The sequence below is a fragment of the Desulfovibrio sp. 7SRBS1 genome (genome assembly GCF_049723905.1).
Taxonomy (GTDB): Bacteria; Desulfobacterota; Desulfovibrionia; order Desulfovibrionales; family Desulfovibrionaceae.
The window spans coordinates 1,024,791-1,038,199 of sequence record NZ_JBJKFD010000001.1; the positions used below are offsets into that span (position 1 = coordinate 1,024,791).

The 13,409-nt window shown below is 50.7% G+C and carries 13 protein-coding genes and 1 pseudogene; 3 read left to right on the plus strand and 11 right to left on the minus strand.

Annotated elements, in window-relative coordinates; all coding sequences use genetic code 11:
* Positions 1-124 precede the first annotated feature (124 nt).
* A complete protein-coding gene (locus tag ACI0FJ_RS05025) occupies positions 125-1,306 on the plus strand; it encodes a PP2C family protein-serine/threonine phosphatase (RefSeq protein ID WP_424299829.1) in 1,182 nt (393 codons plus the stop codon).
* Between the two features lie 978 nt (positions 1,307-2,284).
* On the opposite strand, the gene ACI0FJ_RS05030 is transcribed toward ACI0FJ_RS05025, so the two are convergent.
* Both ACI0FJ_RS05030 and ACI0FJ_RS05035 read right to left on the minus strand, forming a co-directional pair.
* Positions 2,285-2,560, minus strand: coding sequence for a helix-turn-helix domain-containing protein (locus ACI0FJ_RS05030; protein ID WP_424299832.1), 276 nt, complete (start codon positions 2,558-2,560; stop codon positions 2,285-2,287).
* A gap of 314 nt (positions 2,561-2,874) precedes the next feature.
* The gene (locus tag ACI0FJ_RS05035; protein WP_424299835.1) at positions 2,875-3,558 is read right to left on the minus strand and encodes a Smr/MutS family protein; all 684 of its coding nucleotides are present in this window, start codon (positions 3,556-3,558) and stop codon (positions 2,875-2,877) included.
* 216 nt (positions 3,559-3,774) lie between these two features.
* Between ACI0FJ_RS05035 and ACI0FJ_RS05040 the strand changes: the two genes are divergently transcribed.
* The gene (locus ACI0FJ_RS05040) at positions 3,775-4,437 is read left to right on the plus strand and encodes an L-fuculose-phosphate aldolase (RefSeq protein WP_424299838.1); all 663 of its coding nucleotides are present in this window, start codon (positions 3,775-3,777) and stop codon (positions 4,435-4,437) included.
* 148 nt (positions 4,438-4,585) lie between these two features.
* Complete coding sequence (locus tag ACI0FJ_RS05045) at positions 4,586-6,100, plus strand: transporter substrate-binding domain-containing protein (RefSeq protein WP_424299841.1); 1,515 nt, start codon at positions 4,586-4,588, stop codon at positions 6,098-6,100.
* Positions 6,101-6,111: 11 nt separating this feature from the next.
* Here ACI0FJ_RS05045 and ACI0FJ_RS05050 read toward each other — a convergent pair whose 3' ends face one another.
* The 9 genes and pseudogenes from ACI0FJ_RS05050 to murJ all read right to left on the minus strand — a co-directional run bounded on the left by ACI0FJ_RS05050 (position 6,112) and on the right by murJ (position 13,121).
* The gene (locus tag ACI0FJ_RS05050; RefSeq protein ID WP_424299844.1) at positions 6,112-6,807 is read right to left on the minus strand and encodes a hypothetical protein; all 696 of its coding nucleotides are present in this window, start codon (positions 6,805-6,807) and stop codon (positions 6,112-6,114) included.
* Positions 6,797-7,681 carry a lysostaphin resistance A-like protein gene (locus tag ACI0FJ_RS05055; protein ID WP_424299847.1) on the minus strand — a complete coding sequence of 295 codons (885 nt, stop codon included), beginning with the start codon at positions 7,679-7,681 and terminating at the stop codon, positions 6,797-6,799. Before ACI0FJ_RS05055 ends, ACI0FJ_RS05050 begins: the two co-directional genes overlap by 11 nt.
* A gap of 4 nt (positions 7,682-7,685) precedes the next feature.
* Positions 7,686-8,006 carry a hypothetical protein gene (locus ACI0FJ_RS05060; protein WP_424299850.1) on the minus strand — a complete coding sequence of 107 codons (321 nt, stop codon included), beginning with the start codon at positions 8,004-8,006 and terminating at the stop codon, positions 7,686-7,688.
* Positions 7,999-8,949, minus strand: a complete 951-nt coding sequence (locus ACI0FJ_RS05065; RefSeq protein WP_424299853.1) for a metallophosphoesterase — start codon at positions 8,947-8,949, stop codon at positions 7,999-8,001. Before ACI0FJ_RS05065 ends, ACI0FJ_RS05060 begins: the two co-directional genes overlap by 8 nt.
* Entirely contained in the window at positions 8,936-9,961 is a 1,026-nt protein-coding gene (locus ACI0FJ_RS05070; protein WP_424306609.1) for a hypothetical protein, read from the minus strand. Before ACI0FJ_RS05070 ends, ACI0FJ_RS05065 begins: the two co-directional genes overlap by 14 nt.
* 102 nt (positions 9,962-10,063) lie before the next feature.
* Positions 10,064-10,297 (minus strand): annotated as a pseudogene (locus tag ACI0FJ_RS05075) (AAA family ATPase); the annotation flags it as partial.
* 25 nt (positions 10,298-10,322) lie between these two features.
* On the minus strand, positions 10,323-10,766 hold the full coding sequence (locus ACI0FJ_RS05080; RefSeq protein ID WP_424299856.1) for a DUF3795 domain-containing protein: 444 nt from the start codon (positions 10,764-10,766) through the stop codon (positions 10,323-10,325).
* Positions 10,756-11,577, minus strand: a complete 822-nt coding sequence (locus ACI0FJ_RS05085) for a tRNA1(Val) (adenine(37)-N6)-methyltransferase (protein ID WP_424299859.1) — start codon at positions 11,575-11,577, stop codon at positions 10,756-10,758. Before ACI0FJ_RS05085 ends, ACI0FJ_RS05080 begins: the two co-directional genes overlap by 11 nt.
* On the minus strand, positions 11,574-13,121 hold the full coding sequence (gene murJ / locus ACI0FJ_RS05090) for a murein biosynthesis integral membrane protein MurJ (RefSeq protein WP_424299862.1): 1,548 nt from the start codon (positions 13,119-13,121) through the stop codon (positions 11,574-11,576). The genes ACI0FJ_RS05085 and murJ overlap by 4 nt, the downstream gene beginning before the upstream one ends.
* Positions 13,122-13,409 lie beyond the last annotated feature (288 nt).

Below are 13,409 nucleotides of genomic sequence, written 5' to 3' on the forward strand. Positions count from 1 at the left end.
GGCAAGGATTACCTGGAAAAGAAGTATGAACTCTTGTGCCCCTTCCCATGGCCACCACTCGGAACGTCTGAAAAAACTCATTCAGGCCAATCAATCCCTAGCTGCAATTGAATCCCTGAGCACCTTGCTGGAGCGACTGCTCGATCTGGCCCAGGAAGCCACGGAGTCGGAAGCATCAAGCATTCTGCTTTACGACCCGAAGCGAAAGGTGCTGGAGTTCACCCTGGCAAAAAACAATATCCTGGGCGAAAAAGTCCAAGTGGAACTATTGGATAATGTAGAGCTCAAGCTTGGGCAGGGGCTGGCAGGTTGGGTTGCTCAAAATAAAGAATCTGTCATGGTGAAGGACGCACGCAACGATACCCGTTTTTTTCGCAACGCAGATATGGCCACGGGGTTCGTAACCCGCTCTCTGCTTTGTTCCCCTCTGCTGCACGGCGATGAACTGCTGGGGGTCATACAGGTCATCAATCCCTGTCGAAAAAGTTTTTTTGATGAAGAGGATCAGGACATCCTGGAAAGTTTCGCCAGCCTCGCTTCCGTTGCGATTCTCCGCTCCCGACTTTTACGTCAGCGCTTGCAACAACAACGCCTGGAAGCCCAACTCGAAGCGGCAAGCCACATTCAGGGGCACTTTTGGCCCAATCTGCCAGATTTTGGTGAGCATGGTGGTGTCTGGGCCTATTCAAAACCAGCGGTTTTCGTTGGTGGAGATCTGTACGACTGTATCAACCTAGGGGATGGAAGCCATCTGGTCTACGTTGCTGACGTCTCCGGCAAGGGGTTGCCAGCCTCTTTGGTGATGGCTGCAGTTTGGTCTAAAATTCGCAGTGCGGCTTTAAAATTTGAGAGTGTAGCCTCCCTGTTGTCCAAAGCAAATGAGGAACTCTACGACTTTTTATCCGAAGACGGGCTGTTTGTAACAATCATAGCCTGCAGATACACCCCAGCCACCGGTTCCATCCAGCTCTCGAATGGTGGGCATCTGCCCCCATTGTGGCAACAAAAAGGGAAATTCACTTTCGGCCCCATACTCAGGGGATTACCTCTGGGAATCCTCCCGCAGTACGATTACGCTCAGGAGGAAATCCAACTGGAAAAAGATGCAAGCATACTGTTTATCACCGATGGTGTAACTGAAGCCCGTAATATATATGGAGATATGTTTGAAAATGAAAGGCTGAATTCTTTTCTGGGACAGTCGAAAAAGAAACCATTCGGAAGCGAACTCGTTCGCGAACTCACCGCATGGTGCGGCACTGCAGAACCTTCCGATGATATAACCCTTTTGGAAATCTACAGATAACCGTCAACGTTGCATTGCTACTGTTCATCTCCCCTCAAACCACTTTTCGGCCAGCAACAAAATCCAATTTTCGCCTTTAACTGTAAACATCCTCAATATTATCATCCCAAAGTAGAGATGGCCTCTGGGGGTGGCTCCCCCAATTTATACCGCAGGGTACAATGCGGTATTTAAAGAAGTCAGCACCCGATCTATCAAAACCAAAGATGCTATACGCGGTGCCCTTACTTCTTTGGCGGACGTCCGGGGCCTACTCCTTGCGGAGGGAGCAGCTCCTTGGGTATGCCAAGGCCAACCAATTCCTTAAAGATTTTTCTGGATCTCCGCTTCCCCTGCAAAACATACGTAATGAAGGAAGGGTCAACACCAAGCTTTTCCGCCAAAGCAGTCTTACCTATACCATGGTAAGTTAGCCACGCGTTTACAGCTTTTAGCCTCTCCGTCTTCGTCAAATCGAGATAAATACTCATCGTCCTACCAACAATAAATTGCCAAATTTCCCTGCCAAATATCCGTTCCCACAAACGGACACTTGAGGCAGAGCTCCACGATATCTCTTTCCGCTTTCAGTCCTGTTATAGAGTTCTGTCGTGCTTATTACCTCACAAAAACATCCATATCCAGGCTATCCACAAAATCTATTACATGCATGAAAGCACAATCATTTGGATGCTGCCCCATGCCTTTACTGCCACACTCGGGGCATTCCACCCTCCGCTTCCTAAACATCGGCGGTTATGGAAAACGACAAAAACGAAATGAGTTAATACATTCTAGAGTGGTAGGTAAACTTACTTTTATGAATTTTGCAACGACAAATGAAAACCCTATTTGAGTTGCGTACACACATCCGACCACAAAGTCGGCATCAAAAAACTCAATCTCGTCGAACAACAGTCGCTCAAAGACCAATCATCTTCGCGTGTCCCCTTCTGCCTCCTGCAAACTTCACAACAAGAGACACCGCCCAGCAATTTGTTACTCTGCAATATCTTCCTGGCATTCATAGGCAAGCAGTTCTTTGGGGAGCCCCAAACGAAGTAATTTATCACGCACACGCCCTATGGGCTGGGTTCCTTTGAGAAGCCGGGTCACTGTTGAAGGGCTGACCCCAAGGCGCTTTGCCAGCTGTTTTCCTGAAATGCCGTGATAAACCAGCCAAGTTTTAAGAGCTTTTTCCTTCGAAATTTGCGTCAAATCGAGAACAAGATAATCTTCGGATTCGTCGGATGATGAGCATTGATCAAGCATCATACGTAGGGTCCCCCTCTGGATATGCTATTTGAACTATACTTTTACTTAATCCTACCAAGACAGCGACACCCTGTCTATTATCTTTATTAAGTTCAATAGATGAAGATTTTTCTCCCGCATTTTATACATACTAGGAAGCAATTAGATGAAAAATTTGGATTTTATGGAAAGAATAAAAAAGAAAAGGCTTCTCTTCTTGCATCTCAAATCAACCCCAGAAGGCTTTCAATCTTTTTTTATGCACACTAAAAATATGTAATCAGGAAAACTTCTCCCGAGATGAGGCTAAATTGAATGTAACACTTTGTTCCTCTTTACTTTTCATGGAAAAAACCATCTCTATCCCAGTGCACTTTTCCATAGTTTTTCCTGTACTTCCTTATCAGTAAATACAACGCCCCCGCTCCTCCATCCTTTGGCAACGCCGTACAAAAGGCCAGGACCACCCTGCGGAGCGGATCTTTGGTAAGCCAATGCTGTACCTCCTGTTTAATCACCGGTATCCCCATCAAAGACCCCTTCCCACGCCCTGTAACAACCAGTACTCCCCGTTTGCCCGCTACATAAGCGTCCCGGATAAACTGCAGCAAACACTCATGCGCCTGTTCCAAATTCAACCCATGCAAATCTACATGAGCTTCTATGGAAAAAGCCCCGGCTCGCAATTTTCGCATGAGTACATCGTCCAGCCCGCGAACGTGGCCGTACATATACTCTCCTGAATATTCCAATTTGAATTCTGCCTCTCCCTCCACAATTCGCCGAAGGGAATCCAGAATATCATGTTCATAAGACTTTGGGGCTGGAGCAGGCTTCGGCCGATTCTGCAACGTAACACTTCTCCCCTTTCCTTTAAGGGGGGTCACTCCTTTCATGGCACTCTGAAAATCAGGCTCTTCCTTGTCCTGCTTTGAATCATCCGTGCTGGCCTGAACTTTCGGCTTGCGTGGTTTCACTTTAACCTTCCTTAATGCCCGCAAGGAGCGATGCTTTACCATATTGCCTCCTGTCAAAATGTACCCACAGGTCACAAGGGAGGCAAGCCGCGCATGGCCGTACTCGAACAACTCCCAATGATTTGCTGTTCTTTTACACGTTTTGTAGTATCTTTCAGAATCACAAAAGTTTCTGAATGACGAATGCCTAAAATTCAGGTTGAATAGCTCCATCGATTCAAACGAAAGCAAATTTTACTTTAGGAGTCCCTTGCTAGAATGTTGATGCAAGCAGAACGAGAAGAAGTCATACGCTTTGGTCGTAAAATGGTTGCAGCAGGACTGACAACCGGAACCGGAGGCAACTTGAGTCTTTGTTCCGGGGCAGCCCCGGGAATGTCCGACATGATCGCCATCACACCTTCGGGAATCGACTACGCTGACCTCGTCCCAGAGGATATAGTGATTATGAATCGCAAAGGAGTTGTCCTGGAGGGGGAGAAACAACCATCCAGTGAACTGGGGTTTCACCTTGCCCTGTACGACAAACGCCCGGATATCCGTGCTATAGTCCACACACACTCCGTATTTGCCACAACCATGGCCTGTCTGAACTGGGAAATTCCGGCCGTACATTATCTCATCGGTTTTTGTGGTCATAAGGTTCCATTGGCTCCCTATGCCACATATGGAACCGACGCTCTGGCCCACAATGTGGCCGAGTCAATTGGCAATAACAACGCTGTGCTTCTTGCAAACCACGGGCTTGTTGCCGTAGGAACAACTCTTCTCAAAGCCTTTGAAACCGCGGAAGAAACGGAACTGGTTGCACAGATATACTATCGAACAAAGGCGGTGGGAGATCCGGTCATCCTGCCTGCCAAAGAAATGGATACGGTTATCGCCAAGTTTGCAAACTACGGGCAAAAAGAAACTCCGTAGCCCCCCCAAAAACCATACGTACTCATGCTGGTGAGGCCTGCCACCTGAGACGTTGCTTAATCACGAGGGCTCTTCCATGTTTTTTCCTGCCGCCTCCACTTTCACAGCCTCCCACTGTCGAAAAAAAGGCGGCATTTTTCTTTCAACCATGCTTTGCCTGCTGGGACTATTTTTCTTTCCTTGTCCCGCGAAGGCAGTAGAAAGAGTTATTGTGGCAAGAGGCAGCAATGATTACCCGCCCTATGAATTCATTAATGATGACGGTGAGCCTGATGGATTCAACGTGGAGCTTCTCAAGGCCGTCGGCAAAACAATGGGGTTTTCCCCTTTCATTCTTCTGGGCTCGTGGAACGAGATACGAAAAGACCTCCTAACCCGCCGAATAGACATGCTTACCGGGATGTTCTTTTCCCCAAGACGCGACACCCAGGTAGACTTTTCAATTCCTTTTCTCGTCGTCAACCATGCCATCTTCATCCGTAAATCATCCCCAATCATGTCGCTTGATGATCTCAAGGGAAAAACAATCCTTGTACAGGACGGCGACATAATGCACGAATGGGCCAGCAAAAAGCTTCCCTCCAGCATCCTGTTGCCGGTTTTGAATCAACCCACTGCACTGAAAAGACTTGCAGCAGGAGAGGCTGACTGCGCTCTCCTGGGGAAATTCCAGGGAATATACAACGCCAAACGTTTCGGGCTGACAAACATTACCCCTATAGACACTGCCATCCTGCCTCAACACCTTTGTTTTGCCGTTCCTCAGGGGCGACAAGAACTCCAGTCCATGCTCAACGAAGGATTGAGTCTCCTCAAAGAGACAGGAGAATATGACAGAATTTACACGAAATGGTTTGGAGTCTATCCAGAAAAACATTTCCCAACCCATTTCATTTTCTGGGGATTGACGGCAATTCTCATTACGGCCGGAGCAGGCATTATCTGGAATTGGAGCCTACGAAGGCGAGTCTTTGCCAAGACATCGGAACTCAATAAGGAACTGGCCCAAAGAGCCCGGACAGAAGAGGTGCTTAAACAAAAAGAAGAAGACCTTCGCCACTCCTTGGGAGAACAGGAAGTTCTGCTCAAGGAAATTCACCACAGGGTGAAAAATAACTTACAGATCATTTCAAGTTTGCTTGCTCTGCAAATGGACCAGCTTGACACCAACGAAGCCAAAGAAGTGTTTATCGTGAGCCAAAGGCGAATAACCTCCATGGCTCTGGTCCACCAGCAGCTCTACCAGTCGCAAAACCTCTCCAAGATCAATCTTGCAGATTATGTAAAAAAACTTGTGGCTTCGTACAGAAGCGCCTCGCTATCAGGAAGACGAGTTTCGTTTAATGTCCAGGTCCAGAGCCTGGAACTTCCGGTGAACAAAGCCATCCCCTGCGGCCTTATTCTTAACGAGCTGATCACCAATGCGCTCAAACACGCGTTAAAAGATAACGGTGGAAGCATTACAATCCATGCAGAACGCAAGGAGCAAACCATAACCATGAAGATTTCGGATACAGGACCTGGTTTTCCCGAGGGATTTTCCAAGGATAAGTCCCAAGGGCTGGGTATCCAGCTGGTATTAGGACTTACCAGCCAGCTGGAAGGTGAAATCAGGCTGGAGAATTCACCTGGGGCCAGCGTGATCATCGTTTTCGAGGCTTGAATATGCCTCCATCACCCCTCAATCGGAGCAGAGGCCGAATTTTCCGAATTTTTGACCACCTGTACCGACACCCCTTTTTCCCAGTCCGGCAAAAGACTGTAAATACGGTCGGCACGCAAAGAAAAATGATCGATCTGATGGTGGCTGATAACCAAGACCTGCAGCCCCAGTTTGTCAGCAACGGTTTTGATTACCCCCATGTAACGCGACACAAGCTCCGGTTTAAGCCAGCAATCCTGTTCGTCCAGAACTAAAAAAGGACGATGCATGTCACGGTCCAGGAGGGAGAGGGCAATAAGACGAAGGCCTACGGAAAGAATGTTACAGACCGACCCTCCCTGCCCGCGCAGGATATCCTCGATATCCCCGTCCTCGCGCTCTATCTGAAACTGGATGGTCAATCTGCCGGCCTTCAGCTCCCGTATTGAAACGACGCGCCGCTCCTGCCCCAAAATTTCTTTGATGGCATGCGTAAGGTTCGCTTCAATTTCATCCAGCATTTCCCCAAATAACGTACGGCTGAGCTCATCGAGCACGGCTCCTGCCTTGGGGGCCAGCTCAAGAAATTCTTCAACCACCTTGCGCTTCTGCCGTAAACTCAAAAACTGCCTGTGCCGGTCCTCAACAAGGGCCTGGAGCCTATCAAAACGTCGCTCCAGTGCGCGAGGGGAAGGAACCTCTACAGCTGCATCCACATCATGCGGCATCTTCAGTTTCCTCCACTTCGGCCTCATTAACCGCCAAAGGTTTCAGCCCGCCACGGACGATGATCCAACCTGCCAGAAGACCCAAGGGAATCCAGCCCAGCACGCCCAGAAAAGCCACACTCACCCCAGAGTAGGCTGGCACAGCCAACAGTACCAGCGACGCCCCTACCGCGTTTGTCGAAGCATGCGCCAGACATACCGGCCAGATGCTTCCGGAGCGCTCCCGAAGCCATCCATAAATGATGGACAAAAGTATGCATCCCACAGTGAAGGTAACCATGCCCAAGACAGGATGCCCAGGGAAATTATACCCACGCAGGTTGAGCGGAAGGTGCCACAACGACCAGATAATGCCTGTTATCACAGCCGCGACCAAGGGATTGCGGGTAAAAATTCGACGTTGCAGATATCCTCGCCAGCCGAATTCCTCCCCGAACAGAATAAGGCTGGCGGGGACGGCAGAGGCAAGCGAACTGGTTACAAGATTCAAAGATCCCCAGTCACGCAGGAACCCACCTTCCGGGCTCCCCTGCGCCAGAGCGCTAAGCCCGCCACGAAAAGAAAAATCGACATCGGCCAATCCCAGCAAAGAGGCCAGGACCAAAACCACGTACACGCATGGAAGCGGAAAAAACCAGGCGAACATGTAGTATCGCCATTTTCCCATCCGCAATCCCAGCCCTGCATCGGCAAAGCCCTCTCTGGTTACCAGAAGACGGACTGCAAACGCCGCCAAAGCCGGGGCGAAAGCACCGTACAAAACTTGGAGCATGGAGGATGCTTCACCAGGAACCCATCCCTTGGTTATAAGCCCTTCCCAAATCCCCCAGGCAATGCCGAAACTCAGCAGGAGATATGCAAGCACTCCAGCCATGAACTTATTGCTCCCCTTCCAATCTATGTTCAATCTGATCAAGTTTGCGACAGACGGCCTCGATGTGCTTGCCGTAACGGCTCACGAGTTCTTCGTTCTCTGCACGTTTTTCCGCCAGCAATGCCTCGAGCTTGTCGGGATCACTCGTTCCATAGGATTCCCGAGCCTGTTCTTCCAGCTCCTGAAGCTGCCGCTGAATATTGGCGAGTCCTTCCTCGGTGCGTGCCCGCTCCAAACGCAACCGATCGAACTCGTTCTTCAATCCGGCCAGTTCCTTCTCCAAATCCTGATCACGTCGGTTTCCAGCCTGCACATTATTATTCATCGGCAATAACCTCATTATAAAGCTTCCAGACCAGCGCACTTTCCGCCAGCCCGGGTTGAAGATTGTCGCTTAAAAATTGTTTAAGGCCAGCCCCCTCCCTTGTCCGCTTCCAGGCAAGGCGCTGCAGCCCCTCCAAAAAACCGGATTGTTCATCTGTCCCGCCGGTCTCATCCGGAAAATCCTGTTGAGGGAAAACATCATAAAAAGGCAGATATTCAAGCTCCACCCGCTCCAGATCTTCCATACCCAAACGCCAGATATGAATGGCTGGCCTACGTTCCAAAGATTTAGAGGAAAAAGTCAGCCGTACTATATTTCCAGGGTTCGACCACCGGGTCGCCCCTGCTTGCAGTGTGGGTTGAGGCCGATGGATGTGACCGTTGATGACCCAGTCTACCCCGGGGATCTCACGGGACTGGACCTTTTTATCCGGAAAATCTGGGAAATTGACGTTATGGTGGGTAACCCAAAGCACTTGGTCATCCGCATCAAGAGCACTTCGGTCAAAAGACTCGGGAACCGGCGTCCCATCGGGAGAGGCCCCCAAAACAGCCGCACCTTGCGGAGTAACAATCCGGAACGCCGGTCCGCCCTCCTTGAGCAAACGAATCACTCCGGCAGCTTCCAGAACACAAATAGAACAATCATCAGTCAGACGTGCCTGAAATTTGTCATGGTTGCCTATCAAAGCATAAGGACGAAAGGGACGAAACAAATCCATGAGTTCCACAAGCAACCAGTTGGGATTTTCCCTGGGCCAATGAAACAGGTCCCCTAAAAAGACAGGGAGGAGATTCTTGTCCCTGGCAATTTTCAGACATTGCCCGACTTTATGCAAAACCTGACGAGGATACCCCGGGAGTCTTTGCCCAGGGGGAGTGCCTGCCAAGTGGGGGTCTGCCACAAAAAGCAGCCCATCGGCACGTTCCTCAGGAAGGCTCATGGTGTTCTCCTTTCAGAAAAGTCATCGCATCCAAAGGCTGGCCGCAAAGCGGACACTCTCCGAATTCCCCCAACAATATTTCCGTGTGACGCGTGATATCTTCGAGCGCGTTCGTTTTTTGCAAAAGCATGATCCGTTGCCGTTCCAATTCCAATTTCAATGAACGGAGTTGAGCGGAAGTTTTTTTCAGACTGTCCAAGGTGCTACGCTCCGGCAGCTCAGGAGGCGCTGTCATCTCATCCAGAACTGTACACTTGGCTTTCGCTGAAGCCAGCTGTCTTTCCAGCCTTTTGCGCTGCAACAAAAGATTCGACAATTCGCCCACTCCGAACAACTCAGGTGGCCCCTGAAGCTTTTCCAATGCCTGCAAGCGTTTCCCCAGCCCATCGCTTGCGGCCTGCACTCTTATCTTTTTCTGCAGAACATCACTTAAACCTAGGGTCGGGAAAAGCTGTGGAGGTTCCTGAAGAATCGCCAGGGCTTCAACACGTCTTTGAGTTGCCTGGGTACGCACAAGCAACTGCTGGCGTACCTGCAACATCCTCGAAAGCTGCGATGTAGGCCAAAGTGCTGCGGGCGCCTCAAGTTCGGCAAGGGCCATTGCTTTTCGCCCATAGGCCGCTTTCTTTTGACGCAACATGCTGATTGTCTGTGATTTTTTTTGCAAAAGAGGAATCTCGCCACGTAATGCGTCTATACGCTTGTATTGTGCGCCAGCTTCTTCCAATTCCAACGCGATATGCGGCAAGTCCGCAGCCTGATTCAGATCAGCAGCAAGACCTTCCATATGTAATGTGAGTTCCGCCTCGTTCTGGCGTTCACGACGCACCATATTTTTGAGTTTGTCCTGCATGGCGAGCAGATGGGAACTTTCCGATGAAGAGGCAAAAAAAGCGGCAACGACCGAGGGCGGCTTATCCAAAAGAAAAATAGGAGAGCGCTGATTGCCGATATGCACATCCACGGCCTCATCAGCCTGTCTGCCCTCAAGTTCGACCGATCCCATCCGCAAGACATCAAGAACCTCCTGCGGTGGCGTGCGCCCAAACTTGTAATACTCCTCTGGCTCGTCTGCACCGGGGCGGAGTATTTCGTATCCCGCATATGTCTTGCGGCGTAACCAGGTAACACTGGTGCCATCCTCAAAAGTTGCCGTAACACGGGCTTCCTTGGCTCCATGCCGAATGAATCCCTTGGCAGGTGGATTTTCTGCAAGGCAACGCAGTCCCTCAACAACAGCCGACTTTCCTGTGTTGTTGGGGCCGGTCAGGACGGTCAGCCCGGCTCCGAGGTCGATATGTGTATCCCCGTGGGCCATAAAATTTTCAAGATGCAGGTGCACCAACATAACCAAAACAAATCCTTGTCAAAATTCAATAACGGGGCTTCCGCGTGGTCTCCTCAAGATAGGCCTCTTCGCCTATTTCCTTCATGCGCCGGTTCATTTGCTCCCATCTATCGCGCAAACCGGAAGAAAGATTACTCCGATCACAGGGGAACTCCGCGCATTCGTAGCAAAAGTCGACACCCATTTCCCGGATACAGTCCTTCACACCACACGACCCATTGAGGCATCCCCCACTGCGACATCCAGTACAGCTTCCCGACGCCAAAAACTCAACAACCGCCTGAAACCCTTTGTATTGCTCAAAGACTGCATTCATGTTGGCAAACCGAGGGGCAAGTTTATCGAAACCTCCCAGTCCGGCGACCAGCGCCTTGCTCGCCTGTTGGATGGCGCCTCCAGCTCGGGAGAGGCACCTGGCGCAATCCAGGCCGCAAGGAGCGAGAATCTGCAGTAGTTCTTCACGTTGCATCGCCACCTCCCCTTGAGGCGTGGCCTCCAAGAAAAGGACAAAAATCTTGTGCATCCAAAGTGAGCTTTCGCCCGCCCGAGCCTTCCCCGTAAAGGATCAACGGAGGCAGGACAACCACATCGGGACGTCCGTTCTTTACAACCTGAATGAGTACGGTTTTGGCGACCGATCCCGAGGTTCCATGAACAAAACGTAAGGCCTTGGGTTCAAGACGAAAACCCCTGGCAGCCACGACAAAATCCGAAAGCCGTCGAGCTGTAAAAACAAAGTAGGCGGATGCTCTATTTTTTAAAACATAGGCCGTAGCGGCCAGAAAATCTACAAGCCCTCCCCCTTCTGTTTCCGCCAGGGCTTTTTCTCTGTCCAAACGATCCGACGTTTTGCCACTTTCCGGCCTTCTGTAGGGAGGATTACAGACAACAGCATCCATACTTTCCGGACATACGTCCTGTCTGGACCGGATATCGCGGACATCACACAACAATGTTTCATGGCCTTCCTGCAACCCCAAAGCTGCAAAATTGCCCTTACAAAAGGCGATCATTTCCGGTTGAACATCCAGACTCAGCACCGAGACTGCAGGCTTGCCGTCTGTTGCCTGTTGCTGTGCCATTTGGCGCAACAGACATCCAATGCCGACCACACCACACCCCGCCCCGAGGTCGAGTAGCCGTCCCCCTGCAGGCACTTGGGCAAAGCACGACAGCAACAACGCGTCCACAGAAAAACGAAACCCCTTCTCAGGTTGCTGCAAGCCCCTTGGGAAAAAATCTCTGGCCGATGCAGTTGCGGAAGCGGTGCTGTAACTCATGCCGCCCCCCGTGCGTGCCCCAGCTTGCGGCGAACAGCTCCTACCAACGACCTGGCCTCCCCCATGCGCAAGAGGTATCCAAAAGCCAAATACGCAACACCCCACACAGGGATAAGAGCAAGCGCCCAAATCATCCCCCAGTGTGTCGTTTGCCAGGCCCCCACCCCAATGCACAAACTCAGTGCTACAGAAACTGCAATGGTTTTCAGGCTGTGGCCCATAAATTTTCCGGCACGCCTGTGAAGCAATGCAAGCAACAACAGAGCATTGAGCCAGCCCGACACGCTTACGGCAAGAGCCAACCCAACATGTGCCATGCTCTGCATCAACACATAGCCAAGTCCCACATTGACCAGCATGCACACAAAGGCGATCAGCACCGGAGTTCTGGTGTCTTCCAAGGCATAAAACGCCGAAACAAGAGGACGTACCAGGGCGATTGCCGGAAGTCCGATGCCATAGGCGACCAAAGCAGCCGAAGTGCTGGCTGCTGCATTTGCAGCAAAGGCCCCACGTTCGAACAAGAGTTGGATAATCGGTACGGCAAGAGCAATAAGACCGGCTGTCGAGGGCAACGCGATGAAAATTGTCAGCCCCAGAGCGGAATCCAAAGTCTGGCGGAAATCGTCCATAGCCTTATCCGCCGCCAGCCGTGAAAGGCTGGGAAGTGCGGCTGTCCCCACGGCAATACCAAAAACACCCAATGGGAACTGAACCAGACGGTCTGCATAGTACAGGTAGGAGACCGAGCCCATAGGCAAAAAAGAGGCGAGCAGCGTGGAAAGCACGATGTTGATCTGATAGACCGCTGCACCGAACACGGTAGGCAGCATGAGTTTGCCCACCCTTTGTACGCCTTGTTGCTTCCAGCCCCAAGGCCCACGCCAGGAAAAACCACGACTCCGCAAGGCCCGTTGCTGAAAAAGCCACTGCAATATGCCGCCGGCCAGAACGCCCCAGCTCATGGCAACAGCTACATTGCCCCCCCCCCAGTACCCGGCCAAAGCCGAAACAATAAGTACGATATTGAGAACACACGGTGCCAAGGCAGGCATGAGAAAATGCCCCATGGCGTTCAAAATGCCCATGCACAAAGCGACACTGGAGATAAAAAGTATATACGGAAAACAAATTTGGATGAGATGAACTGTGAGGCCGAACAAAACTTTGTCGTCCGTAAAACCAGGGGCTATAATCCGTGTCAGCCACGGGGCCAAAAGAACGCCCGCCGCCACCAATGCTCCCAAAATACACATGAGCCAGACTTGAACGGAACGTGCCAAGGCAAAGGCAGCCTCATCACCTTCGTCCGTTCGTATCCGGCTGAAGACAGGAATGAAGGCCATGGTCAGTGACCCTTCACCAAAAAGGCGTCGCAAAAGGTTCGGAACGCGAAAAGCTACAAAAAAAGCGTCCGACCCCAAGCCCGCGCCAAGAGCAAAGGCTACGACCACATCTCGCAAAAAACCAAGAATACGGGAAAGCAGCGTGGCACCACCCACCACAGCGGCATTGCGCGCCACCTCCCGGGAATGACTATTCAAAATGATACTCCATCGAGACCTACCAAGTACTGACGAAGAGTATCAATGCCCTTTTCCCCTGTCCAAATCAATCATGCAAACATTTTCCTACCGGGCAGGATGCATGTCTGAACGGTTTTTGGTACATCTTATAAGATACTGGTGTAATTACTTGTAGTAATTTTTCCAAATGTCGCTTAGTGGCGATAAGCTCAAAAAAATGGTCTTTCAAGAAAACCACCCGAAGATGACAAACATCCGGGCCGACTGGTTTATTCTGTAACACTTTGAGCTCATAAAAATGCCGGA